Annotated in this window: 25 protein-coding genes; 18 read left to right on the top strand and 7 right to left on the bottom strand. The window is 61.0% G+C overall.

Features of this window, described 5'->3' with window-relative positions; translation table 11 throughout:
* The first annotated feature begins 178 nt into the window (after positions 1-178).
* The 6 genes from ssuE (at position 179) to CKW25_RS19975 (ending at position 4853) form a co-directional block, all read left to right on the top strand.
* On the top strand, positions 179-772 hold the full coding sequence (gene ssuE / locus CKW25_RS20000; protein WP_095081831.1) for an NADPH-dependent FMN reductase: 594 nt from the start codon (positions 179-181) through the stop codon (positions 770-772).
* A gap of 91 nt (positions 773-863) precedes the next feature.
* Entirely contained in the window at positions 864-1829 is a 966-nt protein-coding gene (locus CKW25_RS19995) for a sulfonate ABC transporter substrate-binding protein (protein WP_095081829.1), read from the top strand.
* A 25-nt stretch (positions 1830-1854) separates the two neighbouring features.
* The gene (ssuD, locus tag CKW25_RS19990) at positions 1855-3003 is read left to right on the top strand and encodes an FMNH2-dependent alkanesulfonate monooxygenase (protein WP_095081828.1); all 1149 of its coding nucleotides are present in this window, start codon (positions 1855-1857) and stop codon (positions 3001-3003) included.
* An 8-nt stretch (positions 3004-3011) separates the two neighbouring features.
* On the top strand, positions 3012-3800 hold the full coding sequence (gene ssuC / locus CKW25_RS19985; protein WP_095081827.1) for an aliphatic sulfonate ABC transporter permease SsuC: 789 nt from the start codon (positions 3012-3014) through the stop codon (positions 3798-3800).
* Positions 3797-4603 carry an aliphatic sulfonates ABC transporter ATP-binding protein gene (gene ssuB, locus CKW25_RS19980; protein ID WP_095081826.1) on the top strand — a complete coding sequence of 269 codons (807 nt, stop codon included), beginning with the start codon at positions 3797-3799 and terminating at the stop codon, positions 4601-4603. The genes ssuC and ssuB overlap by 4 nt, the downstream gene beginning before the upstream one ends.
* Before the next feature lie 34 nt (positions 4604-4637).
* On the top strand, positions 4638-4853 hold the full coding sequence (locus CKW25_RS19975) for a molybdopterin-binding protein (RefSeq protein ID WP_003213899.1): 216 nt from the start codon (positions 4638-4640) through the stop codon (positions 4851-4853).
* 197 nt (positions 4854-5050) lie between these two features.
* On the opposite strand, the gene CKW25_RS19970 is transcribed toward CKW25_RS19975, so the two are convergent.
* The 3 genes from CKW25_RS19970 to CKW25_RS19960 all read right to left on the bottom strand — a co-directional run bounded on the left by CKW25_RS19970 (position 5051) and on the right by CKW25_RS19960 (position 8121).
* A complete protein-coding gene (locus CKW25_RS19970; protein WP_095081824.1) occupies positions 5051-5689 on the bottom strand; it encodes a TetR/AcrR family transcriptional regulator in 639 nt (212 codons plus the stop codon).
* Positions 5690-5780: 91 nt separating this feature from the next.
* Positions 5781-6533: a carbonic anhydrase gene (locus tag CKW25_RS19965; protein WP_095081823.1), complete on the bottom strand. Its 753-nt coding sequence runs from the start codon at positions 6531-6533 to the stop codon at positions 5781-5783.
* 211 nt (positions 6534-6744) lie between these two features.
* On the bottom strand, positions 6745-8121 hold the full coding sequence (locus CKW25_RS19960; RefSeq protein WP_095081821.1) for a glutamine synthetase family protein: 1377 nt from the start codon (positions 8119-8121) through the stop codon (positions 6745-6747).
* A gap of 278 nt (positions 8122-8399) precedes the next feature.
* Between CKW25_RS19960 and CKW25_RS19955 the strand changes: the two genes are divergently transcribed.
* The 8 genes from CKW25_RS19955 to CKW25_RS19920 all read left to right on the top strand — a co-directional run bounded on the left by CKW25_RS19955 (position 8400) and on the right by CKW25_RS19920 (position 17594).
* Positions 8400-9191 (top strand): gamma-glutamyl-gamma-aminobutyrate hydrolase family protein, encoded by a 792-nt coding sequence (locus tag CKW25_RS19955; protein WP_095081820.1) that lies wholly within the window; start codon positions 8400-8402, stop codon positions 9189-9191.
* A gap of 38 nt (positions 9192-9229) precedes the next feature.
* Positions 9230-10588 (top strand): glutamine synthetase family protein, encoded by a 1359-nt coding sequence (locus CKW25_RS19950; RefSeq protein WP_095081819.1) that lies wholly within the window; start codon positions 9230-9232, stop codon positions 10586-10588.
* Between the two features lie 53 nt (positions 10589-10641).
* Positions 10642-12006 (top strand): aspartate aminotransferase family protein, encoded by a 1365-nt coding sequence (locus CKW25_RS19945; RefSeq protein ID WP_095081818.1) that lies wholly within the window; start codon positions 10642-10644, stop codon positions 12004-12006.
* Between the two features lie 172 nt (positions 12007-12178).
* Entirely contained in the window at positions 12179-13291 is a 1113-nt protein-coding gene (locus CKW25_RS19940; protein WP_095081816.1) for a polyamine ABC transporter substrate-binding protein, read from the top strand.
* 187 nt (positions 13292-13478) lie between these two features.
* On the top strand, positions 13479-14573 hold the full coding sequence (locus tag CKW25_RS19935; protein WP_095081815.1) for a polyamine ABC transporter substrate-binding protein: 1095 nt from the start codon (positions 13479-13481) through the stop codon (positions 14571-14573).
* Between the two features lie 74 nt (positions 14574-14647).
* Positions 14648-15790, top strand: coding sequence for an ABC transporter ATP-binding protein (locus CKW25_RS19930; RefSeq protein WP_095081814.1), 1143 nt, complete (start codon positions 14648-14650; stop codon positions 15788-15790).
* Positions 15791-15825: 35 nt separating this feature from the next.
* A complete protein-coding gene (locus CKW25_RS19925) occupies positions 15826-16707 on the top strand; it encodes an ABC transporter permease subunit (protein ID WP_172736582.1) in 882 nt (293 codons plus the stop codon).
* Entirely contained in the window at positions 16704-17594 is an 891-nt protein-coding gene (locus tag CKW25_RS19920) for an ABC transporter permease subunit (protein WP_095081811.1), read from the top strand. The genes CKW25_RS19925 and CKW25_RS19920 overlap by 4 nt, the downstream gene beginning before the upstream one ends.
* Positions 17595-17696: 102 nt before the next feature.
* On the opposite strand, the gene CKW25_RS19915 is transcribed toward CKW25_RS19920, so the two are convergent.
* Entirely contained in the window at positions 17697-20108 is a 2412-nt protein-coding gene (locus tag CKW25_RS19915; RefSeq protein ID WP_095081810.1) for a penicillin acylase family protein, read from the bottom strand.
* Between the two features lie 103 nt (positions 20109-20211).
* Positions 20212-20790, bottom strand: coding sequence for a DUF6436 domain-containing protein (locus CKW25_RS19910; protein ID WP_095081809.1), 579 nt, complete (start codon positions 20788-20790; stop codon positions 20212-20214).
* 109 nt (positions 20791-20899) lie between these two features.
* Here CKW25_RS19910 and CKW25_RS19905 point away from each other — a divergent pair, with 109 nt between their 5' ends.
* On the top strand, positions 20900-21847 hold the full coding sequence (locus CKW25_RS19905) for an alpha/beta hydrolase (protein ID WP_095081808.1): 948 nt from the start codon (positions 20900-20902) through the stop codon (positions 21845-21847).
* A 44-nt stretch (positions 21848-21891) separates the two neighbouring features.
* Here CKW25_RS19905 and CKW25_RS19900 read toward each other — a convergent pair whose 3' ends face one another.
* Positions 21892-22644, bottom strand: a complete 753-nt coding sequence (locus CKW25_RS19900; RefSeq protein WP_095081807.1) for a DUF2059 domain-containing protein — start codon at positions 22642-22644, stop codon at positions 21892-21894.
* A 132-nt stretch (positions 22645-22776) separates the two neighbouring features.
* Here CKW25_RS19900 and CKW25_RS19895 point away from each other — a divergent pair, with 132 nt between their 5' ends.
* Both CKW25_RS19895 and CKW25_RS19890 read left to right on the top strand, forming a co-directional pair.
* The gene (locus tag CKW25_RS19895) at positions 22777-23409 is read left to right on the top strand and encodes a 2OG-Fe(II) oxygenase (RefSeq protein WP_172736580.1); all 633 of its coding nucleotides are present in this window, start codon (positions 22777-22779) and stop codon (positions 23407-23409) included.
* A gap of 2 nt (positions 23410-23411) precedes the next feature.
* Positions 23412-23897 carry a DUF523 domain-containing protein gene (locus tag CKW25_RS19890; protein ID WP_095081804.1) on the top strand — a complete coding sequence of 162 codons (486 nt, stop codon included), beginning with the start codon at positions 23412-23414 and terminating at the stop codon, positions 23895-23897.
* A 168-nt stretch (positions 23898-24065) separates the two neighbouring features.
* Here CKW25_RS19890 and CKW25_RS19885 read toward each other — a convergent pair whose 3' ends face one another.
* Positions 24066-24839, bottom strand: coding sequence for a transporter substrate-binding domain-containing protein (locus tag CKW25_RS19885; RefSeq protein ID WP_095081802.1), 774 nt, complete (start codon positions 24837-24839; stop codon positions 24066-24068).
* A gap of 132 nt (positions 24840-24971) precedes the next feature.
* Here CKW25_RS19885 and CKW25_RS19880 point away from each other — a divergent pair, with 132 nt between their 5' ends.
* A complete protein-coding gene (locus CKW25_RS19880; protein WP_095081801.1) occupies positions 24972-25409 on the top strand; it encodes a DUF4399 domain-containing protein in 438 nt (145 codons plus the stop codon).
* The last annotated feature ends 159 nt before the right edge of the window (positions 25410-25568 follow it).

Below are 25568 nucleotides of genomic sequence, written 5' to 3'. Positions count from 1 at the left end.
TTCAGGCCGTTTCGACGGCCTTTTTTTGGTCTGCGGAAAGTCTGTCACCATATTCTTTTATAGAATAAACAAATGAATAAATATGATTTATCGATATATAAATCAGCTGTTAAGGTCACCTCAATCAAAGCGAGATCGCAAGCCGCGAATCGTCCATAACACGCAAGGAATCAACCCGATGCTGGTCGTCTCACTCGGAGGAAGTCCCAGCCAACGCTCCCGTTCCGGGGTGCTGCTGGATCGCTCCCAACGCTGGTTGCAACAACAAGGAGTGGAAGTGGTGAGTTATCAGGTACGGGACTTCCCGGCCGAAGACTTGCTGCACGCCCGCTTCGATAGCCCGAAGGTGATCGACCTGCTGCAACAGATTGAAAACGCCGATGGCCTGTTGATTGCCACGCCGGTCTACAAGGCGTCTTTCTCCGGCGCGCTGAAAACCCTGCTGGACCTGTTACCCGAGCGTGCCCTGAGCCACAAGGTCGTATTGCCGATGGCTACCGGTGGCAGCATTGCCCATATGCTGGCGGTGGATTATGCGCTCAAGCCGGTGCTGTCGGCGCTCAAGGCGCAGGAGATGCTCCACGGCATCTTCGCCGAGGACAGTCAGATCGCATACGGCCAGGGCAACGCCCAGGCGCAGCTGACACCGGCACTGGAGCAGCGTCTGCATGAAGCGCTGGAGCAGTTTTTCAGCGCCATGGCCCGTCGGCCGAAGCCGCTGGATCCTGGCCTGCTCAATGATCGTCTGTTAAGTGCTCGCTGGAGCATCTAAGCCTTACCCGAAAGTAGAAATACTGGCCTTACTCGCCCGCTAACGGGCAAGCAGGTGCAGCCATAACCCCCACTGCAAAAAGGAGAGCGCCATGCGCCCTGTCATTTTGCGTCGCGGTCTGGTCGCTCTGTTTGCTGCGGCTGTGTCCTTCGGCGCCATTACTCAAGCCCAGGCCGAGACCTTACGAATCGGCTATCAGAAATACGGCACCCTGGTGCTGCTCAAAGCCCGCGGCACCCTGGAAAAAAGCCTCGCCGCCCAAGGCGTCGACGTGCAGTGGACGGAGTTTCCCGGCGGCCCGCAGTTGCTTGAAGGCTTGAACGTCGGCTCCATCGATTTCGGCGTGACCGGCGAAACGCCGCCGGTGTTCGCCCAGGCCGCCGGCGCGGACCTGCTCTACGTCGCCTACGAGCCGCCCGCGCCCCACAGTGAAGCGATCCTGGTGCCCAAGGACTCCCCGATCACGTCGGTGCAGGATCTCAAGGGCAAGAAGGTCGTGCTCAACAAAGGCTCCAACGTGCACTACCTGTTGGTGCGCGCCCTGGAAGACGCCGGCCTCAAGTACACCGACATCCAGACCGTCTTCCTGCCACCGGCCGATGCCCGCGCCGCCTTCGAGCGCGGCAGCGTCGATGCCTGGGTGATCTGGGACCCGTACCAGGCGGCTGCCGAACAGCAACTGCAAGCACGCACCCTGCGCGATGGCCAGGGCATCGTCGACAACCACCAGTTCTATCTGGCGACCAGGCCCTATGCCGAGCAGCACCCGGTCGTGATCAAGACCCTGGTGGAGCAGGTTCGCGCCATCGGCGAGTGGTCCAAAGCCAACCCTGAGGACGTGACCAGGCAGGTCTCGCCACTGATCGGCCTGCCGGCGGACATCACCCTGACTTCCATGAAGCGCCAGGGCTTTGGCGCGCACTTCGTCACCCCGGACGTCGTCGCGGCGCAGCAGAAAATCGCCGACAGCTTCTACCAGCTCAAGTTGATCCCCAAGCCCTTGAGCATCAAAGACGTGATCTGGACACCACCGGCGACTGTTGCCAACGCGCAGTAATTCCAATTTCCAAGGAGACCACTCCATGAGCCTCAATATTTTCTGGTTCCTGCCCACCCATGGCGACGGCCATTACCTTGGCACCGCCGAAGGCGCCCGCGCCGTCGATCACGGGTACCTGCAGCAAGTCGCCCAGGCGGCGGATCGCCTGGGCTTTGGCGGGGTGCTGATTCCCACCGGACGCTCCTGCGAAGACTCCTGGCTGGTGGCGGCCTCGCTGATCCCCGTCACCCAGCGCCTGAAGTTTCTGGTCGCGCTGCGTCCCGGGATCATTTCCCCGACGGTGGCGGCGCGTCAGGCCGCGACCCTGGATCGGTTGTCCGGTGGCCGGGCGCTGTTCAACCTGGTGACGGGGGGCGACCCGGAAGAATTGGCCGGTGATGGCTTGTTCCTCAGTCACGAGGAGCGCTATCAGGCGTCGGTGGAATTCACCCGGATCTGGCGTCGAGTGCTGGAGGGCGAGACGGTGGACTACGACGGTCAGCACATCAGCGTGAAGGGCGCGAAACTGCTCTATCCGCCGATCCAGCAGCCACGTCCGCCGCTGTATTTCGGAGGATCCTCGGAGGCGGCCCAGGATCTGGCCGCCGAACAGGTCGAGATGGTCCTGACCTGGGGCGAGCCGCCGGCTGCGGTGGCCGAAAAAATCCAGCAGGTCCGGGACAAGGCCGCGAAGCTGGGACGCACCGTGCGCTTTGGGATTCGCCTGCATGTGATTGTGCGTGAAACCACGGCTGAAGCCTGGCAAGCGGCGGATCGCCTGATCTCCCACCTGGACGACGACACCATTGCCCGTGCTCAAGCCTCGCTGGCGCGCTTTGATTCGGTGGGCCAGCAGCGCATGGCGGCCCTGCATGGCGGCAGCCGCGACAACCTGGAAGTCAGTCCGAACCTGTGGGCCGGGGTGGGCCTGGTGCGTGGCGGGGCGGGGACGGCGCTGGTCGGCGATGGTCCGACCGTGGCGGCACGGGTCAAGGAGTATGCGGCGCTGGGCATCGACACCTTCATTTTCTCCGGTTATCCCCATCTGGAGGAGTCCTACCGGGTGGCCGACTTGTTGTTCCCGCACCTGGACGTCGAGCGCCCGGAGCTGCCCAAAAGCGGTGGCTACGTCAGCCCGTTTGGCGAAATGGTAGCCAACGACATCCTTCCCAAAGCCGTGTCCCAGAGCTGAGGCGCGCCATGAAGAGGGGAACCTTTATCCACAGCCTCGCACCCTGGGCACTGCCGGTGCTGTTGTTGGCGGTATGGCAGTTGTCGGTGTCGGCGGGTTGGCTGTCGACGCGGATACTGCCGGCGCCCAGCGCGGTCATCGAGGCAGGCGTAGATCTGGTGCGCAGTGGCGACATCTGGAAACACCTGGCGATCAGCGGCTGGCGTGCCGGCATCGGTTTCGTGATCGGCGGTGGCCTTGGCCTGGCGCTGGGGTTCATCACTGGGCTGTCGAGGTGGGGCGAGCGCCTGCTCGACAGTTCGGTGCAGATGATCCGCAACGTGCCGCACCTGGCGCTGATTCCACTGGTGATCCTGTGGTTCGGCATTGATGAGTCGGCGAAGATTTTCCTGGTGGCCCTGGGCACCTTGTTCCCGATCTACCTCAACACCTACCACGGCATCCGCAACGTCGACCCGGCCCTGGTGGAGATGGCGCGCAGTTATGGCTTGAGCGGTTTCAGCCTGTTCCGCCAGGTGATTCTGCCGGGCGCGCTGCCGTCGATTCTGGTGGGGGTGCGGTTTGCCCTGGGCTTCATGTGGTTGACCCTGATCGTTGCAGAAACCATTTCCGCCAGCTCCGGTATCGGTTACCTGGCGATGAACGCCCGGGAGTTCCTGCAGACCGATGTGGTGGTGCTGGCGATAGTTTTGTATGCGCTGCTCGGCAAGCTGGCCGACCTCGCTGCCCGTGGGCTGGAACGCGTGTGGTTGCGTTGGCATCCGGCCTATCAAGTGGCCAAGGGAGGTGCGGCATGACGGCTCAGCAACCACCGCGCCTGCTGCGCGGGATTCCACTGGCGGTGCGCAAGCTGCAAAAGACCTTTGGTGCGCGGCACGTACTGCGGGACATAGACGTGCACATTCCGGCCGGTCAATTCGTCGCGGTGGTGGGGCGTAGCGGCTGCGGTAAAAGCACATTGCTGCGCTTGCTCGCCGGCCTCGATCAACCGACGGATGGCGAGCTGTTGGCCGGATCCGCGGCGCTCAGCCAGGCGCGGGAAGACACCCGCCTGATGTTTCAGGAAGCGCGTCTGCTGCCCTGGAAGAAAGTGATCGACAACGTTGGCCTCGGCCTCAAGGGCGACTGGCGCCAGAAAGCGTTGGACGCTCTGGATGCCGTAGGGTTGGCGGATCGCGCCAATGAATGGCCGGCGGCGTTGTCCGGCGGGCAGAAGCAACGGGTGGCCCTGGCCCGGGCGCTGATCCACCAGCCGCGCTTGCTGTTGCTGGATGAGCCGCTGGGCGCCCTGGATGCCCTGACCCGCATTGAAATGCAGCAACTGATCGAGCGGCTCTGGCAGCAGCACGGCTTCACCGTGTTGCTGGTGACCCACGACGTCAGTGAAGCCGTGGCGATTGCCGACCGGGTGCTGTTGATCGAGGAGGGCGAGATTGGCCTGGACCTGCACGTCGACTTGCCGCGCCCCCGGGCGCGTGGCTCCCATCGACTGGCGGCACTGGAAACCGAAGTCCTCAACCGTGTGCTGTCACTGCCTGGCCAGCCACCGGAACCTGAACCTGTTTCACCCTTGCCCACGCAATTGCGCTGGGCTCAATAACTGCAGTTTTATCCCAACGACAGGAATCAACATCATGACGATCAAGGCCATCAACGTTCGCAACCAGTTCAAAGGCACCATCAAGGAAATCGTCGAAGGCGACGTGCTCTCGGAAATCGACGTACAGACAGCCTCCGGCATCGTCACCTCGGTGATCACCACGCGCTCGGTCAAAGAGCTAGAGTTGGTGATTGGCAGTGAAGTCATCGCCTTCGTGAAATCTACCGAGGTGTCGATCGCCAAGTTGTAAGCGCGTGCGCCACGAGCAACCCCGAAGGGTGTGAGCCCTTCGGGGTTGTGTGCGTGTGAGTCAGTGTGGTGGTGAGCCCTTCACGGGCAAGCCCGTTGCCGCCTTTGAGCGGCGTCGCGCACAGGCCTGACATTTACTGGGGGCCCAATGTGGGAGCGGGCTTGCCCGCGAAGAGTGCAGTGAAGCCAGCACAGAAATCAGGCTGGAACTACACGCTTTGGCAAATACGGCGGCAGATACAACCCAAGGTACGCATCGAACACCCGCATCCCTTCCTCCGCCATGCGCGGGGTGATCTGCCCGTGCTGCTGCACCGAGCGTGCGTAAACACGGTCGCCCAGCTCCATGGCCAGGGCAAACACGTCGACGTCCCTGGGCAATGCCGGTAGTTCGAAGTGGTGGTCGAAGAGTTTGTGCATCAGGTCGCCCAGTTCGATGTCGTGCTGACGGTCGGCCTGGGTGACCTCGGTCAGGCCATGCTGGGCGAGGATCAGTTGGCGGGCGGCGGCATCTTCGCTGTAGATCGCGAGCATGCGCTGTTCCACCAGCCGCGACAGGTCACGCCAGCCACTGAGGGTGCCGTGGTCGATAGGCGCTTGCAGGCAGGCGCGGAATGCGGCGTGGACGTCGGTCGTCAAGGCTTCGAGCAGGGCCGGGACGCTGGCGAAGAAATGGTAGACGGAGGAGGGCGGGATCTCCGCGCGCTCGGCGACACTGTAGATCGACAAACTGGCCACGCCCTCGGCGGCCAGCAGTGTGCGGGCGGCATCGAGTATCGAATCGATTCGCGCCTGGCTGCGGGCGCGGGGTTTACGAAGAGTGGCGGGCCGGGTCATTGAAGTCTCCTGCAAAGGCAGCGGGCATTGTACGAGGCGACTCGCCCCTTGTCTGTACAGGCCCACTGCGCCGCTTGGCCGCCAGGGTGGCTTAGCCGTCGACCTGCACGCTCCGGCCATTCAAGGGTTGGACCGGACGTGCGTTCATCGGATACAGCGCCTGGAAAGCCTCCAGTTGTGCCCGGGATATCTGCACCGCAGTAGTCAGCACATTCCAGCGCACGCCTTCAGTACAGGGTGGGGTAGTCAGAGAACCCATGTAGGAATAGGCGTTGTGGGTGGCGGGCAATAAATCGGCAATGTTCAGTGTCTCCAGGGTCGCCGTGCCACCCGCGTCCTTTGGCATGGCTGCCAGGATCGACTCGAGCGTCGGGTTATGTGCGCCCTCTTCAAACAGCAAGGCCACAACGGCCAGTTCGCCTGCGGTGTTGCGATGAACCAGATGCGCATTCAGCGGATAGGAGCGGCCCTGGATCTTTTCCTCGCTGGGCGTATGGAAGTGCAATTGCACGAGCGAATAGGCACCGGAGGTCAGGGTGATACCACCTGGGTCCGTCGGCGATACCTGGATCGTATGACCGTTGTTCAGCACGGCGGCTGTGCTTGGGCGATAAGTGAAGGTTGGGGGCTCGACTCCAGCCTTCACCGCGTCATGAATGTCGATTGGCGACTGTTCTTTACCGGAGGTGCAGAGTCTGAATTCGCTCTTCAGTTCGCTCCAGCTTTCCGGGCCGGAGGGTGCGGTGTAGCCCCATTCGGCAGTGTCGGCGGTATTGGCCCAGGCGGTAGCGCACAAACCGGCGGCGATCAGGGTCATGGCTGTGCCTGGTAGCAGTTTTGTCATGCTTGTTGTTCTCAGCAGTCAGGTAGGAAACCGGTTAAATTCCGGGGGCCTGAAGTGTGAACTTGCAGGTAGGCAATCGATGTAATCCGTGTCTGACGGTTTTGTAAGATATATCCACGGATAATGGCTGTAAGACCAAGCGATGGATGGCGGGCACAAAAAAACGCCGCCAGCTGCAAGGCTGACGGCGTTCGTTTTTACTGCAACCCACTTACACGGTATGCAGGTACCAGTTGTACTCGAGGTCGGAGATGGAGTGTTCGAACTCCTCCAGCTCGCTCTCTTTACAGGCCACGAAGATATCGATGTATTTCGGATCGATGTACTTGGCCATGACTTCGCTGTCGTCCAGCTCACGCAGTGCATCGCGCAGGTTGTTCGGCAGGCTTTGCTCGTTCTGCTCGTAGCTGTTGCCTTCGACCGGAGCACCCGGCTCGATCTTGTTGACCAGACCGTGGTGCACGCCTGCCAGGACCGAAGCCATCAGCAGGTACGGGTTGGCATCGGCGCCGGCCACACGGTGTTCGATGCGCACGGCATCGGAGGAACCGGTCGGCACACGAATCGCTACAGTGCGGTTGTCCAGGCCCCAGCACGGCGAGTTCGGCACGTAGAACTGTGCGCCGAAACGACGATAGGAGTTGACGTTCGGGCAGAGGAAAGCCATCTGCGCCGGTAGGGTCTCGAGCACACCGCCGATCGCGTGACGCAGTGCGGCGTTCTGCTCGGGATCCTCACTGGCAAAAATATTCTTGCCGTCTTTATCAAGGATCGAGATGTGGACGTGCAGACCATTACCCGCCTGGCCTGGGTAAGGCTTGGCCATGAAGGTGGTGTCCATCTCATGGTCGTAGGCGATGTTTTTGATCAGACGCTTGAGCAGTACCGCGTAGTCGCAGGCCTTGATCGGGTCGGCAACGTGGTGCAGGTTCACTTCGAACTGCGCCGGAGCACTTTCCTTGACGATGGCGTCGGCCGGGATGCCTTGCTCCTTCGCACCTTCCAGGATGTCCTGGAGGCAGTCGACGTATTCGTCGAGGTCGTCGATCAGGTAGACCTGTGTCGAGTGCGGGCGTTTACCGGAAACCGGCGAGCGAGGGGGTTGCGGGCGACCGTTCACGTTCTCCTGGTCGATCAGGTAGAACTCCAGTTCGAAGGCGGCGCAGATGGTCAGGCCCATCTCGTCGAACTTGCGCACTACATTGGCCAGCACTTCACGCGGGTCGGCGAAGAATGGCTCACCTTCGAGTTCGTGCATGGTCATCAACAGTTGCGCGGTAGGGCGCTTCTGCCAAGGCTCATTGCACAGGGTGTCAGGGATTGGATAGCAGATTCGGTCAGCATCGCCGATGTCCAGGCCCAGGCCGGTGCTTTCCACCGTCGAACCATTGATATCCAGAGCAAATAGAGAGGCCGGCAGGTTGATGCCTTTCTCGTAAACCTTGTGGAGGCTGGTGCGTTCGATGCGCTTGCCGCGCACCACACCATTCATATCCGCAATCAGAAGGTCAACGTACAGAACCTCAGGATGTTCCTTAAGGAACGCGTTCGCTTCGTTAAGCTGAACGGCACGCGGGGGTACCGACATGATGCAACACCTTTGTTGTTAAAAATATCAATCATTGATCTTTTCAGATTCCAGTCAACCCCAATGGCATGCCGAAGTCAAGCGAGGCCTTAATTGCCCTAAAAAAGCGCTCGAATGGCATTTTTGAGGCAGTTTGGGGCGTTTTTATGCCTTTCACTTCTTTTGCTACAGCATGTTTGAGCGGGCCGTGTTGTATTTTTTACGGGGGTGTTGTGTAAAAAAATGAACAAGGCTAAGCTCGATTCAAACCCATAACAGCAATAATACCGGGGTGCTTCATGTCTCGCCTGCCGTTAATCGGCGTCACCGCCTGCTCCAGGCAGATCGGTCTGCATGCTTATCACATCAGTGGCGACAAGTACGTTCGTGCAGTGGCCACGGCAGCCAGAGGCTTGCCGGTGATTGTGCCGTTGCTGCCGGAATTGCTGTCCCCGTCCGAAATTCTGGACGGCCTGGATGGCATCCTGTTTACCGGCTCACCTTCCAATGTAGAACCTTTTCACTATAGCGGTCCTGCGAGTGCGCCGGGAACCGCCCATGATCCTGCACGCGATGCCACCACCCTGCCGCTGATTCGCGCCGCGGTGGCCGCAGGCGTCCCGGTACTGGGGATCTGTCGTGGCTTTCAGGAAATGAACGTCGCATTCGGTGGCAGCCTGCACCAGAGCGTCCACGAGGCCGGTCCCTTCATGGATCACCGTGAAGACGACAGCCTGCCGCTGGAAGGACAGTACGCCCCCAGCCACCCGATGCATATCCAGCCGGGTGGCGTACTTGCGGGCCTGGGCCTGCCGAGCGTGATTTCAGTCAATTCGATTCATGGTCAGGGCGTTGAACGTCTGGCGCCGGGCCTGCAAATCGAGGCGTTGGCGCCCGACGGATTGATCGAGGCGCTGTCTGTCAAGGACGCAGAGATCGAGGGAGGCCAGGCTTTTGCCTTGGGGGTGCAATGGCACCCCGAATGGCAGGTAAGCTCCAACCCTCACTACCTTGCCATCTTCCAGGCATTTGGCGATGCCTGTCGCAAGCGGGCAATACAACGCGACGCGGACGCGTCAAACAACGCCTGACTCTTAATGAAGTCAGGAAACCCAGCCCAGAGGCATTTATGAGTAACAACCTCGACCAGCTCACCGATTGGTTGAAAGACCACAAGATCACAGAAGTCGAATGCATGATTGGCGACTTGACGGGGATCACCCGTGGCAAGATTTCGCCAACCAACAAGTTCATTGCCGAAAAAGGCATGCGCCTGCCCGAGAGTGTGTTGCTGCAAACAGTAACGGGCGACTATGTCGAAGACGACATCTATTACGAACTGCTCGACCCGGCCGACATCGACATGATCTGCCGTCCGGACGAAAACGCCGTATTCCTCGTGCCGTGGGCCATCGAACCGACCGCCCAGGTGATTCACGACACCTACGACAAGCAAGGCAACCCGATCGAGCTGTCGCCGCGCAACGTGCTCAAAAAGGTACTCAAGCTCTATTCCGACAGGGGTTGGCAGCCAATCGTGGCGCCGGAAATGGAGTTTTACCTGACCAAGCGTTGCGAAGACCCGGACTTCCCGTTGCAACCGCCAATTGGCCGTTCCGGCCGCCCGGAAACCGGTCGCCAGTCCTTCTCCATTGAAGCGGCCAACGAATTCGACCCATTGTTCGAAGACGTCTACGACTGGTGCGAACTGCAAGAGCTGGATCTGGACACCCTGATCCACGAAGACGGCACGGCGCAGATGGAAATCAACTTCCGTCATGGCGACGCGCTGTCCCTGGCCGACCAGATCCTGGTGTTCAAGCGCACCATGCGCGAAGCGGCGCTCAAGCACAACGTGGCGGCGACCTTCATGGCCAAACCCATGACCGGCGAGCCGGGCAGTGCCATGCACCTGCACCAGAGCATCATCGACCTCGAGACAGGCAAGAACGTTTTCTCCAATGAAGACGGGACCATGAGCCAGCTGTTCCTCAATCACATCGGTGGCTTGCAGAAGTTCATCCCTGAGTTGCTGCCGCTGTTCGCGCCCAACGTCAACTCGTTCCGCCGCTTCCTGCCGGACACCTCGGCGCCGGTGAACGTGGAGTGGGGCGAAGAGAACCGTACCGTGGGCCTGCGGGTGCCGGATGCCGGGCCGCAAAACCGTCGGGTGGAAAACCGTCTGCCGGGCGCCGACGCCAACCCGTACCTGGCGATTGCCGCGAGCCTGCTCTGCGGCTACATCGGCATGGTCGAAGGCATCAACCCAAGTGCACCCGTGGTTGGACGGGGTTACGAGCGGCGCAACCTGCGTCTGCCGCTGACCATCGAAGACGCACTGGAGCGCATGGAAAACAGCGCCACTATCGAGAAGTACCTGGGCAATAAATTCATCACTGGCTACGTCGCGGTCAAGCGGGCCGAGCATGAAAACTTCAAGCGCGTGATCAGTTCGTGGGAACGGGAGTTCCTGTTGTTCGCCGTCTGATACGCCGGGTGCGGCCCTCAAAAGCCGCACTCTCACCTAACTAGGAGAGCTTTATGACCAGCCACAACCCGCAAACCCGTGAATGGCAAATCCTGAGCAACGATCACCACCTGGCGCCGTTCAGCGACTTCAAGCAGCTTAAAGAGAAAGGCCCGCGCATCATCACCCACGCCAAGGGCGTTTACCTGTGGGACAGCGAAGGCAACAAGATCCTCGACGGCATGGCCGGCCTGTGGTGCGTGGCCATCGGTTACGGTCGCGACGAGCTGGCCGATGCCGCCAGCAAGCAGATGCGTGAGCTGCCGTACTACAACCTGTTCTTCCAGACCGCTCACCCGCCGGTGCTGGAACTGGCCAAGGCCATCGCCGACATCGCCCCGGAAGGCATGAACCACGTGTTCTTCACCGGTTCCGGTTCCGAAGGCAACGACACCATGCTGCGCATGGTTCGCCACTACTGGGCGATCAAGGGCCAGCCGAACAAGAAGGTCATCATCAGCCGTAAAAACGGTTACCACGGTTCGACCGTGGCCGGTGCCAGCTTGGGCGGCATGACCTATATGCACGAACAGGGCGACTTGCCGATCCCGGGCATCGTGCACATCCCGCAACCGTACTGGTTCGGTGAAGGCGGCGACATGACACCGGATGAGTTCGGTATCTGGGCGGCCAACCAGCTGGAAGCCAAGATTCTCGAAGTCGGCGTCGACAACGTCGGCGCCTTCATTGCCGAGCCGATCCAGGGTGCTGGCGGCGTGATCGTTCCGCCAGACAGCTACTGGCCGCGCATCAAGGAAATCCTTGCCAAGTACGACATCCTGTTCGTCGCCGACGAAGTGATCTGTGGTTTCGGCCGCACGGGTGAGTGGTTCGGTAGCGATTTCTACGACCTCAAGCCCGACATGATGACCATCGCCAAGGGCCTGACCTCCGGCTACATCCCGATGGGTGGCCTGATCGTGCGCGATGAAGTGGTCGAGGTGCTGAACGAAGGCGGCGACTTCAACCACGGCTTCACCTACTCCGGTCACCCGGTTGCCGCGGCAGTGGCGCTGGAGAACATCCGCATTCTGCGCGAAGAGAAAATTATCGAGCGCGTTCATGCAGAAACGGCACCGTATTTGCAAAAGCGTCTACGGGAACTGAACGATCACCCGTTGGTGGGCGAAGTCCGTGGCGTCGGCCTGTTGGGTGCCATTGAACTGGTTCAGGACAAGGCCACGCGCAAGCGTTACGAGGGTAAGGGCGTCGGCATGATTTGCCGGCAGTTCTGCTTCGACAACGGCCTGATCATGCGCGCAGTGGGGGACACCATGATCATCTCGCCGCCCCTGGTGATTACACCGGCGGAAATCGACGAACTGGTGACCAAGGCGCGTCAGTGCCTGGACTTGACCCTGAGTGCATTGCAACGCTAAGTGCTAGGCTCTGAGCGAAAGGGAATGTAGGCCCTTTCGCTCAGGGAGATCAGAAAGCTTGGCCTTTCCTTGAAAGACCGCCACTGAACTTGCCAGACTAGCCATAGTTCCAGTTGCCCGGGTTCGGCCGCGGAACAGGTGGTTCAAAAAAGAACAATTTGGAGCATTACGCATGAAGGCACTAGGTAAAAAGCTCGGTGGCAAGACACTGCTCGCCATGTCCCTGCTGGGGCTGATGGCTGGCGCGGTCCAGGCTGATGACAAGGTACTGCACGTTTACAACTGGTCTGACTACATTGCACCGGATACCGTCAAGAAGTTCGAAGACGAGTCGGGCATCAAAGTGGTCTACGACGTCTTCGACAGCAACGAGACCCTGGAAGCCAAGTTGCTGGCGGGCAAGTCCGGCTACGACATCGTCGTACCCTCGAACAACTTCCTGGCCAAGCAAATCAAGGCCGGCGTCTACCAGAAGCTGGACAAGTCCAAGTTGCCTAACTGGAAGAACCTGAACCCTGACCTGCTCAAGGCCGTCTCGGTCAGCGACCCGGGCAACGAACATGCCTTCCCGTACATGTGGGGCTCGATCGGCATCGGTTTCAACGCCGAAAAGGTCAAGGCCGCCCTGGGGGCCGACGCACCGACCAACTCCTGGGATCTGCTGTTCAAGCCGGAAAACGCGGCCAAGCTGAAATCCTGTGGCATCAGTTTCCTCGACTCGCCCACCGAGATGATCCCGGTGGCGTTGCACTACCTGGGCTATCCGACCGACAGCCAGGACAAGAAACAACTGGCCGAAGCCGAAGCGCTGTTCCTGAAGATCCGTCCTTCGGTGGGCTACTTCCACTCGTCCAAGTACATCTCCGACCTGGCCAACGGCAACATCTGCGTGGCCGTGGGTTACTCGGGCGACATCTACCAGGCCAAGGCCCGCGCAGCTGAAGCCGGTGACAAGGTCAAGGTCAGCTACAACATTCCGAAAGAAGGTGCAGGCAGCTTCTACGACATGGTCGCCATCCCCAAGGATGCCGAGAACGTCGAGGGTGCCTACAAGTTCATGACCTTCCTGATGAAGCCGGAAATCATGGCTGAAATCACCAATGCCGTACGTTTCCCGAACGGTAACGCGGCAGCCACGGCACTGGTCGACAAAGACATCACCAGCGACCCGGGTGTTTATCCACCGGCGGATGTACTGGCCAAGCTGTATGCGATTGCCGACTTGCCGGCCGCTACCCAGCGGATCATGACCCGCAGCTGGACCAAGATCAAATCCGGTAAATAAGCCGATTTGAAGTACTGTCCTGTTGCCGTCGTCGTGCTGACGGCGGCAGCAGGAACAATTAAATGACAGAAAGTTTTGCTGGATCGGTTTATCGAGGGTAAGTTGCGCGCCGGTTTTGTTGCCGGGCAGCCACGGCTGTCATGTAACGCTGGGCAACTTTGGCCCAACTATTTAAGAGGACCATCACTTGCCTATTTCTTTGTTTCGCAAAGCCATGCTGGTTGGCGCCGGCCTGACACTCGCCGTCAGTGTGCAAGCCGCACCCACCGTGCATATTTATAACTGGTCGGACTACATCGGCGAAAACACCCTGGCGGACTTCGAAAAAGCCACGGGCATCAAGCCGGTGTATGACGTGTTTGACTCCAATGAAACCCTGGAAGGCAAGTTGCTGGCCGGGCGTACCGGTTATGACGTGGTCGTGCCGTCCAACCACTTCCTGGGCAAACAGATCAAGGCCGGGGCATTCCAGAAACTCGACAAGTCGCAGTTGCCCAACTACGCCAATCTTGATCCGGTGCTGCTCAAGCGCCTGGAACAGAACGACCCGGGCAACCTGTATGCCGTGCCGTACCTGTGGGGCACCAACGGCATCGGTTACAACGTCGACAAGGTCAAGGCCGTACTGGGCGTCGACAAGATCGACTCCTGGGGCGTGCTGTTCGAGCCGGAAAACATCAAGAAGCTGCAAAGCTGTGGTGTAGCCTTCCTGGACTCCGCCGATGAAATGATGCCGACGGTCCTCAACTACATGGGCCTGAATGCCAACAGCACCAACCCTGAGGATTACAAGAAAGCGGAAGCCAAGCTGCTCGCGGTACGGCCTTACGTGACCTACTTCCACTCCTCCAAATACATTGCGGACCTGGCCAACGGCGATATTTGCGTGGCGATCGGTTTCTCCGGCGACATCTTCCAGGCCAAGGCGCGTGCAGCCGAAGCCGGCAAGGGCGTGAACATCGCGTACTCGATTCCGAAAGAAGGCGGCGCGTTGTGGTTCGACATGCTGGCGATCCCCAAGGACTCGTCCAACGTCAAGCAAGCCAATGCGTTCATCAACTACTTGCTCAAGCCTGAGGTGATTGCCCAGGTCAGCGATTACGTCGGCTATGCCAACCCGAACCCTGCGTCGGACAAGCTGATGGATCAGTCGATTCGCGAAGACGAGTCGGTGTATCCGCCGCAAGTGGTCCTCGACAAGACCTACGTGTCGGTCGAGCTGCCACCGAACATTCAACGCTTGATGACCCGCAGCTGGACCAAGGTCAAGTCGGGTAAATAGTGACAAAGGCTCAACCTATCCAAGGTTTCGCCCGTATTGGGCGAACTGCACTCTTTTTGTTGGGAGTTTCGTAAATGGCAGTTGCCTCCGGCGCCTATAAGAAAGCCCTCGAGGGCGACCAGACACCTAAGCAGGTGCTGGTCAAAATCGACCGGGTCACGAAGAAGTTCGACGAGACGATTGCCGTGGACGATGTGTCCCTGGAAATCAAGAAAGGCGAGATCTTCGCCCTGCTCGGCGGTTCGGGATCGGGCAAATCGACCTTGCTGCGCATGCTCGCAGGGTTCGAACGGCCTACGGAGGGACGCATTTTCCTCGACGGCGTGGACATCACGGACATGCCGCCGTACGAGCGGCCGATCAACATGATGTTCCAGTCCTACGCCCTGTTCCCGCACATGACGGTGGCGCAGAACATTGCCTTCGGCCTCAAGCAGGACAAGATCCCGACGGCCGAGGTCGACGCCCGCGTGACCGAGATGCTCAAGCTGGTGCAGATGAGCCAGTACGCCAAGCGCAAGCCGCACCAGCTCTCCGGCGGCCAGCGCCAGCGTGTGGCCCTGGCCCGCTCCCTGGCCAAGCGCCCGAAGCTGTTGCTGCTCGACGAACCGATGGGTGCGCTGGACAAGAAACTGCGTTCGCAGATGCAGCTGGAACTGGTGGAGATCATCGAGCGCGTGGGCGTGACCTGCGTCATGGTGACCCACGACCAGGAAGAGGCCATGACCATGGCCGAGCGCATCGCGATCATGCACCTTGGCTGGATCGCCCAGATCGGCAGCCCGATCGACATCTATGAAACCCCTACCAGCCGCCTGGTCTGCGAATTCATCGGCAACGTCAACATCTTCGAAGGTGAAGTGGTGGACGACGCCGAGGGCCATGCGCTGATCACCTGCAAGGACCTGGATCGCAACATCTACGTGGGGCACGGCATCAGCACCTCGGTGCAGGACAAGTCGGTGACCTACGCGATTCGCCCGGAAAAACTGCTGGTCACCGCCGAAATGCCGACCTGCGAACACAACTGGTCGAGCGGCAAGGTGCATGACATTGCCTACCTGGGTGGCCACTCGGTGTTCTACGTCGAGCTGCCGAGCGGCAAGCTGGTGCAGTCGTTCGTGGCCAACGCCGAACGTCGCGGGCAGCGTCCGACCTGGGGCGACCAGGTCTACGTCTGGTGGGAAGACGACAGCGGCGTGGTACTGCGCTCATGAACATGCGAAAGCTCAAGCGCCGACTCAGTCGAATAATTCCCGGTGGCCGTCAGCTGGTCATCGGGGTTCCGTTCCTCTGGCTGTTCCTGTTCTTCATGTTGCCGTTCTTCATCGTGTTGAAGATCAGCTTCGCCGAAGCGGACGTGGCCATTCCACCGTACACCGAGATCTACAGCTACGTTGAGCAGAAGCTGCAGCTGCTGCTCAACCTCGGCAACTACGTGATGCTCAGCGAGGATGAGCTGTACATCGCCGCTTACCTCGGCTCGTTGAAGATGGCGCTGATCAGCACCATCCTCTGTTTGCTGATCGGCTACCCGATGGCCTATGCCATTGCCAGTGCGCGCAAGGAAATGCAGACCGTGCTGGTGCTGCTGATCATGATGCCGACCTGGACCGCGATCCTGATCCGCGTGTACGCGTGGATGGGCATCCTCAGCAACAACGGGCTGCTCAATGGCTTCCTGATGACCATGGGCTGGATCGACGAACCGCTGCAGATCCTCAACACCAACCTGGCGGTCTATATCGGCGTGGTGTACTCCTACCTGCCGTTCATGATCCTGCCGTTGTACGCCAACCTGGTGAAGCACGATACCAGCCTGCTGGAAGCGGCCTCCGACCTGGGGTCGAGCACCTTCAACAGCTTCTGGAAGATCACCGTGCCGCTGTCGAAAAACGGCATCATCGCAGGCGCCATGCTGGTGTTCATCCCGGTGGTGGGTGAGTTCGTGATCCCTGAACTGCTGGGCGGTCCGGAAACCCTGATGATCGGTAAAGTGCTCTGGCAAGAGTTCTTCAATAACCGTGACTGGCCGGTGGCGTCTGCCTTGGCTGTGGTGATGCTGGCAATCCTGATTGTGCCGATCATTCTGTTCAACCGCAGTCAGGCCAAGGAAATGGAGGGTAGAGAATGAAGCGCTTTCGTTTCTCCAGCCTGATGCTGGTGTTGGGCCTGTTGTTCATCTACCTGCCGATGCTGATCCTGGTGATCTACTCGTTCAACGCCTCGAAGCTGGTAACGGTCTGGGGCGGCTGGTCGATCAAGTGGTACGTCGGCCTGCTGGACAACTCCCAGCTGATGGGCTCGGTGGTGCGCTCGCTGGAAATCGCCTGCTACACCGCGATTGCAGCGGTGGCGCTGGGCACCCTGGCCGCCTTCGTGCTGACCCGGATTACCCACTTCAAGGGCCGTACGCTGTTTGGTGGCCTGGTCACCGCGCCGCTGGTAATGCCGGAAGTGATCACCGGTCTGTCGCTGTTGCTGCTGTTCGTGGCCATGGCGCAGATGATCGGCTGGCCGCAGGAACGCGGCATCGTCACCATCTGGATTGCCCACACCACGTTCTGTGCCGCCTATGTGGCGGTGGTGGTGTCGGCGCGGTTGCGCGAGCTGGACCTGTCCATCGAAGAGGCGGCCATGGACCTGGGCGCGAAGCCGTGGAAGGTGTTCTTCCTGATCACCATCCCGATGATCGCGCCATCGTTGGCGGCGGGCGGCATGATGTCCTTTGCGTTGTCCCTGGATGACCTGGTGCTCGCCAGCTTCGTCTCCGGCCCGGGTTCCACCACCCTGCCGATGGAAGTGTTCTCGGCGGTGCGCCTGGGCGTGAAGCCCGAGATCAACGCCGTGGCCAGCCTGATCCTGCTGGCGGTATCGATCGTGACCTTCCTGGTGTGGTTCTTCAGCCGTCGCGCCGAAGAAAACCGCAAGCGTGCGATCCAGCAAGCCATCGAGGAAAGTGCCGCCGACTCCTGGAAGCAACCGGACGTGCGCCGGGCCCAGGCGCCGGAAGCGGCTTAAGCCCGCTGTACAAAAAAACCTCGCTCCCGGTATCGGGCGCGAGGTTTTTTTACGTCTGCGGTTTGGTGTATCCGATGCCATGGGATTGCAGGTTTTCAGTCGTTACTGCACGCCCCGCGCCGGCAGCAGTTTCAAGGTGCTGCGGGTATTGGCGGTCACTTCCTCTTCGCTGTAGTGCGCTTGATGGTAGATGCCTTCGACATAGGCTTCGGCCTGGTCGGCGTAGTGCGGGTCGAACGGCACGCCGCTTTGGCCGACCGGGTTGATGGTCAGGCCGTGGGCGGGGTCGGCGAAGTCGATGATGCGTCGGGTCGATGGGCCGTAGGTCACGGGCCACGGCGCGGGTCCGATCTTGGCCGAGAGGTTGTTCGGCACCTCATGAGTGCCGGGGGCCTCGAACGGGCCGACGTCGAAGATGCGCTCCAAGGGCTTTTGCGTGCCCAGCGGATGGTTATGGGTCAGGGTATGGGCCTTGCCCCATTGCCATTGGGAGGCATCCGGGCCGAGGGTGGTTTTCAGGTGCGCCAGGCTGGCATTCCAGGCGGCCTTGACCACGTCGGCACGGGTTTCCCTGACCGGTGTGGCGCGGTTGTCCCACCACGGTGAATCCGCGTTCGCGGCCAACCGTGGCAGTGCGGCATCGATCACCCGGGTCGAGAGCAGGGTGTCGAAAAAGCTGTTGCCGAGTTCATCGTGCAGTGCGCCGTCGGCCAGGTTGAACAGCAACTGGTTGAACAGCGTGGCGCTGACGGACTCCAGCGGGTAATCGCCTTTCCACAGTGCCAGTTGTTCCACCCATTCGCGCTCTTGCGGGTCGCTGACCACTTCACGCAATACCGGCAACAACGGCGCCAGGAGGCGAGGGCCGTAGCCCGTGGTGGTGCCCAGTTGCAGTTTCTGGGTGGCGTCGATGTCCCACTTCAGGTTCTTGTCGCTGAGCTGCAGGTTGAGTTGCTGGCCACGGTCGGCCAGGTTGTAGTAGCCGGGAATCTCCATGCCTGTCGGCGAGACCGGCTGGAAGTTGGCCGAGACGATGTAGCCGCGCGCCGGGTTTTCTTCCTGCGGGTTGGCGCTGAACGGGTAGAAGCCTTCTTTGTCGGCCTGGTGGGTGCTGCCGTCGAGGATGAAGCCTGGCTTGACCCCGGCCGGACGCTTGGGCAGTTGTGCCGCGGCCCACCAGCCGATATCGCCCTTGGCGTTGGCCCAGACGATGTTCAACCCGGGTGCCTGGACCTTGGCGGACGCGGCGCGGGCCTTGGCCAGGGTGTCGGCGCGATTGAGCTGGTAGAAGCCTTCGAGGATCGGGTTCTGGGTGTCGAGGAACGCCCACCACATGGCGATCGGGGTCTTGCCGGCGTTGGCGCCGAGCACGTCGTTGATGATCGGCCCGTGGGGCGACTGACGCAGGGTGAAGTTGACCGGCGCCTGGCCCTTCACGGCAATCTGCTGCTCGGTCGTGACCAGGTCGACCCACTTGTCGCGGTACCAGACCTGATTGGGGTTGTCCGGGTTGACCTTCTCGGCGATCAGGTCGAGGTCGTCGTTCTGGAACATCGTCAGGCTCCAGCCGAAGTCCAGGTTGTGACCCAGGAATGCGAAGGGCACCAGCGCCTGATGGTGGCCGTAGAGCTCCAGGCCCGGCGCCGACAGCTGGGCTTCGTACCACACCGCCGGCGTCGAGAAGCGAATGTGCGGGTCGCCGGCCAGCAAGGGCTTGCCACTCTTGGTGTGGTTGCCGGCAATCACCCAGGCGTTGCTGCCTTCGAATTGCGGCAGGCCGTTGTCGGCCAGCGCTTGCTCGCTCAGGCGGGCAATGGCGTTGAGGTCTTGCCAGTCACTGGCGCTGAGGGCTGGAGCATTGGGGGTGTGCTGCTGGGCCAGCACGCCCTTGGGCTGCCAGTCTAGGTCGAAGATATTCAGGTAGTCGTGGCCCAACTGATCACGCACGTAGGTCATTACCGGTTCGGTGCGAAAGGCCGCGGCAAAGCTGTAGGCCATGTAGCCGGCGACGCTGACGCTGTCCTGCGCGGTGAACGGGCGCTTGTGGATGCCCAGCACGTCGAACTCCACCGGTGCGGCGTGAGTGTCCTGATACTGGTTGATCCCGTCCAGGTAGGCTTGCAGGGCCTTCCACGCCGGGGATTGCTTGTCGAGCGCGGCCACATAGCTGTCGGCGCGCTCACGGATGCGCAGGCTGCGAAACAGCTTGTCGGTGTCGAGCAGCTTGGGGCCGAGGACTTCGGCCAGTTCGCCCCGGGACAGGCGGCGCATGGCTTCCATCTGGAACAGTCGGTCCTGGGCCTGCACATAGCCGAGGGTGCGGTACAGGTCGAGTTCGCTTTCGGCGCGAATGTGCGGCACGCCGCGCTCGTCGTAACGCACCGTCACCGACCCCTCCAGGTGCTGCAACTGCACCTGGCCCTGACGCGAAGGCAGCTTGCTGTACACGTACCAGCCAGCGCCGACGATGAGGGCCGCAAGCAATGCAGCCAGTAGGGTCAGGACGCGTTTCATGGGAACTCCTTGTTCTTTTTATGGGTGCCGCCAGCCAAGGCGATCACATTTAGCACAGACCTTGTGCGTCGGGCATCACCTACCTTGAAAAGTCCTGAATGCCCTACTGCGGTTCACTGGCCCATGGGCAATAGCAGCCCACCGCCAGGGTGTGGGTGGCGCTGACGGGACGGTCTTCGCTGAGGGCTTGCAGGATGGGTTCGATAAAACTGTTGTTCGAGTTGCACGTCAGGCCTTCGCTGTAAGGCCCGAAGTACGCCAGTTTGCCGCTGCGATCCCAGATCGCCACCGCCGGGCTGGCGGGGATCTGTTCCGAGCCTGGGAGGATTTCCAGGGTTTTCAGGCCGCTCAGGGTGCTGGGCAACTGCCCCTGGCTGCCGGGCTTCTGGATCGCGTAGAACTGCACGCCTTGGGGTGCGTAGTGCGTCAGCAGCTCGGCCAAGTGTTGTTGATTGCCGACGTTACATGGGCACGCCGGGTCCCAGAAGTGCACGACGCGAATCGCGCCGGGGCCGGCCAGGTGCTCGGGAAGGCGCAAGGGATCGCCGGAAAACACCGCCGTGTGCGAGCTGAATGCCCGCAGGTAGCGCCCCTGAAACCAGTCGTACGCCGCCCACAGCACGCCGGCGCATATCAGGGTGAGCAGGGCGGCAAGCAATGTCGTGCGGGAGTTCGGGCGCATACGAAACCATCCTTGAAGGTGGCGTAGCTTGCCATGCTTGCCGCGACAGATGAATATCGCAGGCCCATAAAGTCTGTTTCGCGCCCCGCGCTTTGCCTGGAAACCCGCCATGCCTGCCACCTTCGATCCCGATCACCTGCGCGCCAGCCTGCGGCCCCTGGCACAGGCGCAGCCGCTGTCGGTGGAGGCCCGGGCCTACCAGCATTTCTACGGGCTGGATTTTCCGGGGCGCACGCTGCGCACGGGGCTGGGCCGTTTCGAGGTGGACGGTTATGAACTGGTCAGCCAGCTCTGGTGGCCCGAGGGGGCGAAGGCGACGTTGTTTCTGTTCCACGGCTTCTACGATCACACCGGGCTGTACCGGCATGTGATCGAGTGGGCACTGGATCAGGGTTTTGCCGTGATCGCTTGCGACCTGCCGGGGCACGGACTGTCCAGTGGCGAGCGTGCCAGCATCCGGGATTTCGCCGAGTACCAGGACACGTTGCAAGGGGTGTTCGCCGAGGCGCGATCCGTTGACCTGCCACAGCCGTGGCATCTGTGCGGGCAGAGTACCGGCGGGGCGATCGTGATCGATCATGTGCTCAATCAGGGCGCGAACAGTCCGGCCCAGGGCCAGGTAATTCTGCTGTCGCCCCTGGTGCGGCCACGGGCCTGGGGCTGGTCGCAGTTCAGTTATTACCTGCTTAAGCCATTCGTCAAAGGCATCGCCCGACGCTTCAGCGAGAACTCCAACGACCCGACGTTCTTGCCCTTCCTGCAGGCCGACCCGCTGCAGCCGCAACGCTTGCCGACCGCCTGGGTCGGGGCGCTGGCGCGCTGGATCAAACGCATCGAAGCCGCCCCACGCAGCAGTCGCACGCCGTTGATCGTGCAGGGGCAGTCAGACATGACGGTGGATTGGCAGCACAACCTTGAGGTACTGGCAGGCAAATTCGAACGCCCGCAGGTGTTGAAGCTGCCCGCGGCCCGCCATCATCTGGCGAACGAAACCCAGGCGTTGCGCCAGGAGTATTTCGGGTTTCTGACCAAGCGGATGAAGGGCTGGAATCGCTAGCACCTGTTGCAATTCGCCGACAGCGATCGTCCGGGCACCGAAGATTACGGGTTGAGGCTCGAGGTGCTCTGGCCCACTGCCAACCCCGCGCGAATCGCCGCCAGTGCCGCCTGATAGTAAGCCTTGCCTTGTGGCGACTCGGCGAACGTGGCGAACTCTTCAAGCTCAGGATCGGACAGGTCGCGATACACGTAGAGCAAGGTGTTGTTCAGGTCGCTGCCAATTTGCTCCATCAAGCGCTGGCGCTGGCCGTTCAACATGCCTTGGGCCTGACTGCCGCCGAGCAGGCCGGGGATCATCTGGCTCAGGCTGTCCGCCGCCACGCCGGCGATTGCCAGGCTGACTTCGGCACCGGCTTCGCGCGCAGGCAGGGCCTGGGCCAAGTGCCCGATGATCAACTGGCGGGTGTCGCTGGCTTCCATTTTCGGCAGGCCCTTGGCGTTTTTCGCCAACTGGTCGCGGCGGGTCGCGAGCAACTCGGCGGTAATGATCTTGCGCCCCAGCGGTGACTGGAAGAAGCTCAACGCCGGTTTCGGATCCGGGAGGTTTTTGCGCAGTTGCGCTTCGGCACGGCGATCCATGGCCTGCGGCGCAAAGCGTTGATTGCTGTTATTGACCAGGGCCTGGAATACCGCAGGCGGCAAGCTGCTTTGGTAGCGCTGCTGGGCGGCGGTCAGGGCATCGTTAAAATGCGCGCGCTGTTCTGGCCAGCCGGCGACCTTGTATAACTGGTCGTGGCCGTCTGCCCAGGCGGGAAAAGTGCAGAGCATCAACAGTGAAAAAAGCAAACGGCGCATAAGGACTCCTGTCGGCAGGCGACTATTCTCCGGGGCCAGACACAGGTTGTCGAGAATTCGTATCAGGATCGTCGGCTTATCCGACGATCCTCCGCTATGCGGTGCTGTCGGATTTTCTGGCGCAGGAATACTATGCGCGCCATGCACATACCCTCTGATCACCCGCTGCTGTTACGTATCGTTGACGACCTGGCTGCGCGCGGCTGGTCGCAGCAGAATATTTTCCTGCCTCAGGGGCTGACCACCGAGCTGGCGGCTGAATGCCGCAAGCGTGCGGCCGAGGGTGAACTGGCGCCGGCTGCCGTAGGGCGCGGGCCGTTCTCGGAGATTCGCGAAGGTATCCGTGGCGATCACATTCAGTGGCTGGAGCCCGGGCAAGCCGAGGCCTGCGACCACTATCTGGGCTTGATGGACAGCCTGCGCGAGGCATTGAACCGCGGCCTGTTCCTGGGCCTTGAGGATTTCGAAAGCCATTTCGCCCTGTACCCGCCCGGGGCGTTCTACCTCAAGCATGTCGACCGCTTTCGCGACGACGACCGGCGCATGGTCTCGGCGGTGATCTACCTCAATGACGCCTGGTTGCCGGAGCATGGCGGCCAGTTGCGGATGTACCTGGAGGAGGACGCCGGGCATGATGTGGTACCCACGGGTGGCTGCCTGGTGGTGTTCCTGTCAGGCGAAGTGCCCCATGAAGTCCTGCCCGCGACCCGCGAACGCCTGTCATTGACCGGCTGGTTTCGCCGGCGGGGCAACGAGCCGTTCTGATCATGCAAAAAATCCTTGTGAGTCGTTGTCTGCTGGGGCACCGCGTTCGTTACGACGGCGGCGCCAGCGGGCCGTTCAATCAACTGGAGCAGTGGATCGCCGAAGGTCGGGTGATTGCCTTGTGCCCGGAAGTCGCCGGCGGCTTGCCGACGCCTCGGGCAGCGGCGGAGATTCCTGGCGGCCAGGGTGTCCAGGTGCTCGAGGGTACGGCCCGAGTGATCACGACTGAGGGCGAGGACGTCAGTGACGCGTTCCTGTCGGGCGCGCGCCAGGCACTGGAGTTGGTGCAACAGCACGGCATCCGTATTGCCGTGCTCAAGGCCAACAGCCCATCCTGCGGCAACCTGCTGACCTATGACGGGACCTTCAGCGGGGTCAAGGTCAGCGGCGAGGGGGTCACCGCAGCCTTGTTGACCCGGCATGGCGTGCGGGTGTTCAGCGAGTTGCAACTGGCCGAGGCGGCGGCTGCACTGGCGAAGCTGGATTGACGCCAGGCACAAAACCTGTGGCGAGGGAGCTTGCTCCCGTTCGACTGCGTAGCAGTCGCAAAAACCATTGAGCGAGATGTGCCTGACAGAGCTCGATTGCAGGTTTCAGGGTCGCTACGCGACCCAGCGGGAGCAAGCTCCCTCGCCACAGGGGAGGAACTCGAGCTCTTACAGTTTTGGCGGCTGGCTTGCGTCCATGCCGAACCACTTCTGCGACAGTTTCATCAGCCGGCCGTCTGCCTTGATCCGTTGCAACGCTCGGTCGATGCCGGCCTGGAAGGCCGGGTTACCCTTTTGAAACGGAATCGCCAGGCTCAAGGTCGGACCGACCCTGGCCCCTTCCTTGACGGGCAAGCGGCTGTCGCGAATGGCGTAGGGAATCAGCAGGCGATCACTGATGGCCGCGTCGAGCTGTTTTCCCGCCACGTCCTTGAGCGGCTGTTGCGCGTCGGGGTAGCTGCGCAGGTCAATGCCCTCGACGCTACGTGCCTGATCGACGAACTGACTGCCTTGCGCAACGCCCAGGGCCTGTCCCTTGAGTGCCAGCAATGAGCCGAGCGGGCGCTGTTCTTCCTCGCGCACGATCAATTGTGCACTCGAATAGCTATAAGGTTCGCTGAAGTCGAAACGATCCTTGAGTTCCGGGGTCAGTGCTATGTGATTGATCGCGACGTCGTACTTGCCGCTTTCAACACCCGGCAGCAGGTCGGTGGAATCGGTGACGACGAAATCGGCGCGCACATCCAGCTCGCTGGCCAGCAGTTGGCCGAGTTCGACTTCGAAACCGGTCAGCTTGCCGTCTTCCTTGAAGTTGAACGGTGGCGTATTGGCTTCAAGTGCAATGCGCAGCTCCCCGCGGTCATTGACTTCATCGATCAGTTCGGCGTGAGCCAAAGGGCTCAGAAGGGGTAGCAACATGATCAGGCCAGGCAGAAAACGCATGGTCACTCCTTGATTTATTTATAGGCGACGCGCTGTTGCGGCTCGCTTTGCTATGGTGTTGAGGTCCTTCGACAACGAATTGCTACGAAGTTGTCCCATTCGTAGAGATTAAGCGGAAAAATGGAGAAAAGAATGAAAACCTTTTTGTCTCGTGCAGCCCTGGCGGGTTTGATGCTCAGTGCTTCGATGCTGGCCAGTGCGGCGGATATCCCACGCACTCAGGCACCGCAGGACGCGCAAGTATTTATCGTCACCCCGGTCAACGGCGATACCGTGGCCAAGACCTTTAAAGTCAAGTTCGGTGTCAGTGACATTTCCCTGGCTCCGGCGGGTGATCAAACCCCTCACACCGGGCACCACCATTTGCTGATCGATGTCGACAAGCTGCCAGCCGAGAACCTGCCGATTCCGGCGGACGCCCAGCACATCCACTTCGGCAAGGCCCAGACCGAGACCGAAGTGACCCTGGCGCCTGGCAAGCACACCTTGCAACTGGAGTTGGGGGACAAGAACCACATGCCGTTCGACCCGCCGATCCTTTCGGAAAAAATCACCGTCACGGTGAAATAAAAAAAGGGAGCCCCGATGGGGGCTAATGCCGATCAGTTAAGAGAAATAAAGCCGAACACGAAACCCGTGGCGAGGGAGCTTGCTCCCGCTGGGGCGCAAAGCGGCCCTGTTTTTGGGCTGCTACGCAGCCCAGCGGGAGCAAGCTCCCTCGCCACGGGT

The sequence above is a fragment of the Pseudomonas sp. Irchel s3h17 genome, from assembly GCF_900187505.1.
In the GTDB taxonomy this organism is placed as follows: domain Bacteria; phylum Pseudomonadota; class Gammaproteobacteria; order Pseudomonadales; family Pseudomonadaceae; genus Aquipseudomonas.
The sequence above is the reverse complement of the archived record's forward strand: the minus strand, read 5'-3'. Positions and strand labels throughout refer to the sequence as shown.

Bases quoted from the DNA above. Each gene is read 5' to 3' on its own strand.
- CKW25_RS19940 (WP_095081816.1), top strand. From the start codon at position 12,179: ATGAAGGCACTAGGTAAAAAGCTCGGTGGCAAGACACTGCTCGCCATG.
- CKW25_RS19995 (WP_095081829.1), top strand. From the start codon at position 864: ATGCGCCCTGTCATTTTGCGTCGCGGTCTGGTCGCTCTGTTTGCTGCG.
- CKW25_RS19920 (WP_095081811.1), top strand. From the start codon at position 16,704: ATGAAGCGCTTTCGTTTCTCCAGCCTGATGCTGGTGTTGGGCCTGTTG.
- CKW25_RS19960 (WP_095081821.1), bottom strand. From the start codon at position 8,121: ATGTCGGTACCCCCGCGTGCCGTTCAGCTTAACGAAGCGAACGCGTTC.
- CKW25_RS19965 (WP_095081823.1), bottom strand. From the start codon at position 6,533: ATGACAAAACTGCTACCAGGCACAGCCATGACCCTGATCGCCGCCGGT.
- ssuC (WP_095081827.1), top strand. From the start codon at position 3,012: ATGAAGAGGGGAACCTTTATCCACAGCCTCGCACCCTGGGCACTGCCG.
- ssuD (WP_095081828.1), top strand. From the start codon at position 1,855: ATGAGCCTCAATATTTTCTGGTTCCTGCCCACCCATGGCGACGGCCAT.
- CKW25_RS19905 (WP_095081808.1), top strand. From the start codon at position 20,900: ATGCCTGCCACCTTCGATCCCGATCACCTGCGCGCCAGCCTGCGGCCC.
- CKW25_RS19950 (WP_095081819.1), top strand. From the start codon at position 9,230: ATGAGTAACAACCTCGACCAGCTCACCGATTGGTTGAAAGACCACAAG.
- CKW25_RS19955 (WP_095081820.1), top strand. From the start codon at position 8,400: ATGTCTCGCCTGCCGTTAATCGGCGTCACCGCCTGCTCCAGGCAGATC.
- CKW25_RS19885 (WP_095081802.1), bottom strand. From the start codon at position 24,839: ATGCGTTTTCTGCCTGGCCTGATCATGTTGCTACCCCTTCTGAGCCCT.
- CKW25_RS19915 (WP_095081810.1), bottom strand. From the start codon at position 20,108: ATGAAACGCGTCCTGACCCTACTGGCTGCATTGCTTGCGGCCCTCATC.
- CKW25_RS19895 (WP_172736580.1), top strand. From the start codon at position 22,777: ATGCGCGCCATGCACATACCCTCTGATCACCCGCTGCTGTTACGTATC.
- CKW25_RS19975 (WP_003213899.1), top strand. From the start codon at position 4,638: ATGACGATCAAGGCCATCAACGTTCGCAACCAGTTCAAAGGCACCATC.
- CKW25_RS19930 (WP_095081814.1), top strand. From the start codon at position 14,648: ATGGCAGTTGCCTCCGGCGCCTATAAGAAAGCCCTCGAGGGCGACCAG.
- CKW25_RS19945 (WP_095081818.1), top strand. From the start codon at position 10,642: ATGACCAGCCACAACCCGCAAACCCGTGAATGGCAAATCCTGAGCAAC.
- CKW25_RS19890 (WP_095081804.1), top strand. From the start codon at position 23,412: ATGCAAAAAATCCTTGTGAGTCGTTGTCTGCTGGGGCACCGCGTTCGT.
- CKW25_RS19900 (WP_095081807.1), bottom strand. From the start codon at position 22,644: ATGCGCCGTTTGCTTTTTTCACTGTTGATGCTCTGCACTTTTCCCGCC.
- CKW25_RS19970 (WP_095081824.1), bottom strand. From the start codon at position 5,689: ATGACCCGGCCCGCCACTCTTCGTAAACCCCGCGCCCGCAGCCAGGCG.
- ssuE (WP_095081831.1), top strand. From the start codon at position 179: ATGCTGGTCGTCTCACTCGGAGGAAGTCCCAGCCAACGCTCCCGTTCC.
- ssuB (WP_095081826.1), top strand. From the start codon at position 3,797: ATGACGGCTCAGCAACCACCGCGCCTGCTGCGCGGGATTCCACTGGCG.
- CKW25_RS19910 (WP_095081809.1), bottom strand. From the start codon at position 20,790: ATGCGCCCGAACTCCCGCACGACATTGCTTGCCGCCCTGCTCACCCTG.
- CKW25_RS19880 (WP_095081801.1), top strand. From the start codon at position 24,972: ATGAAAACCTTTTTGTCTCGTGCAGCCCTGGCGGGTTTGATGCTCAGT.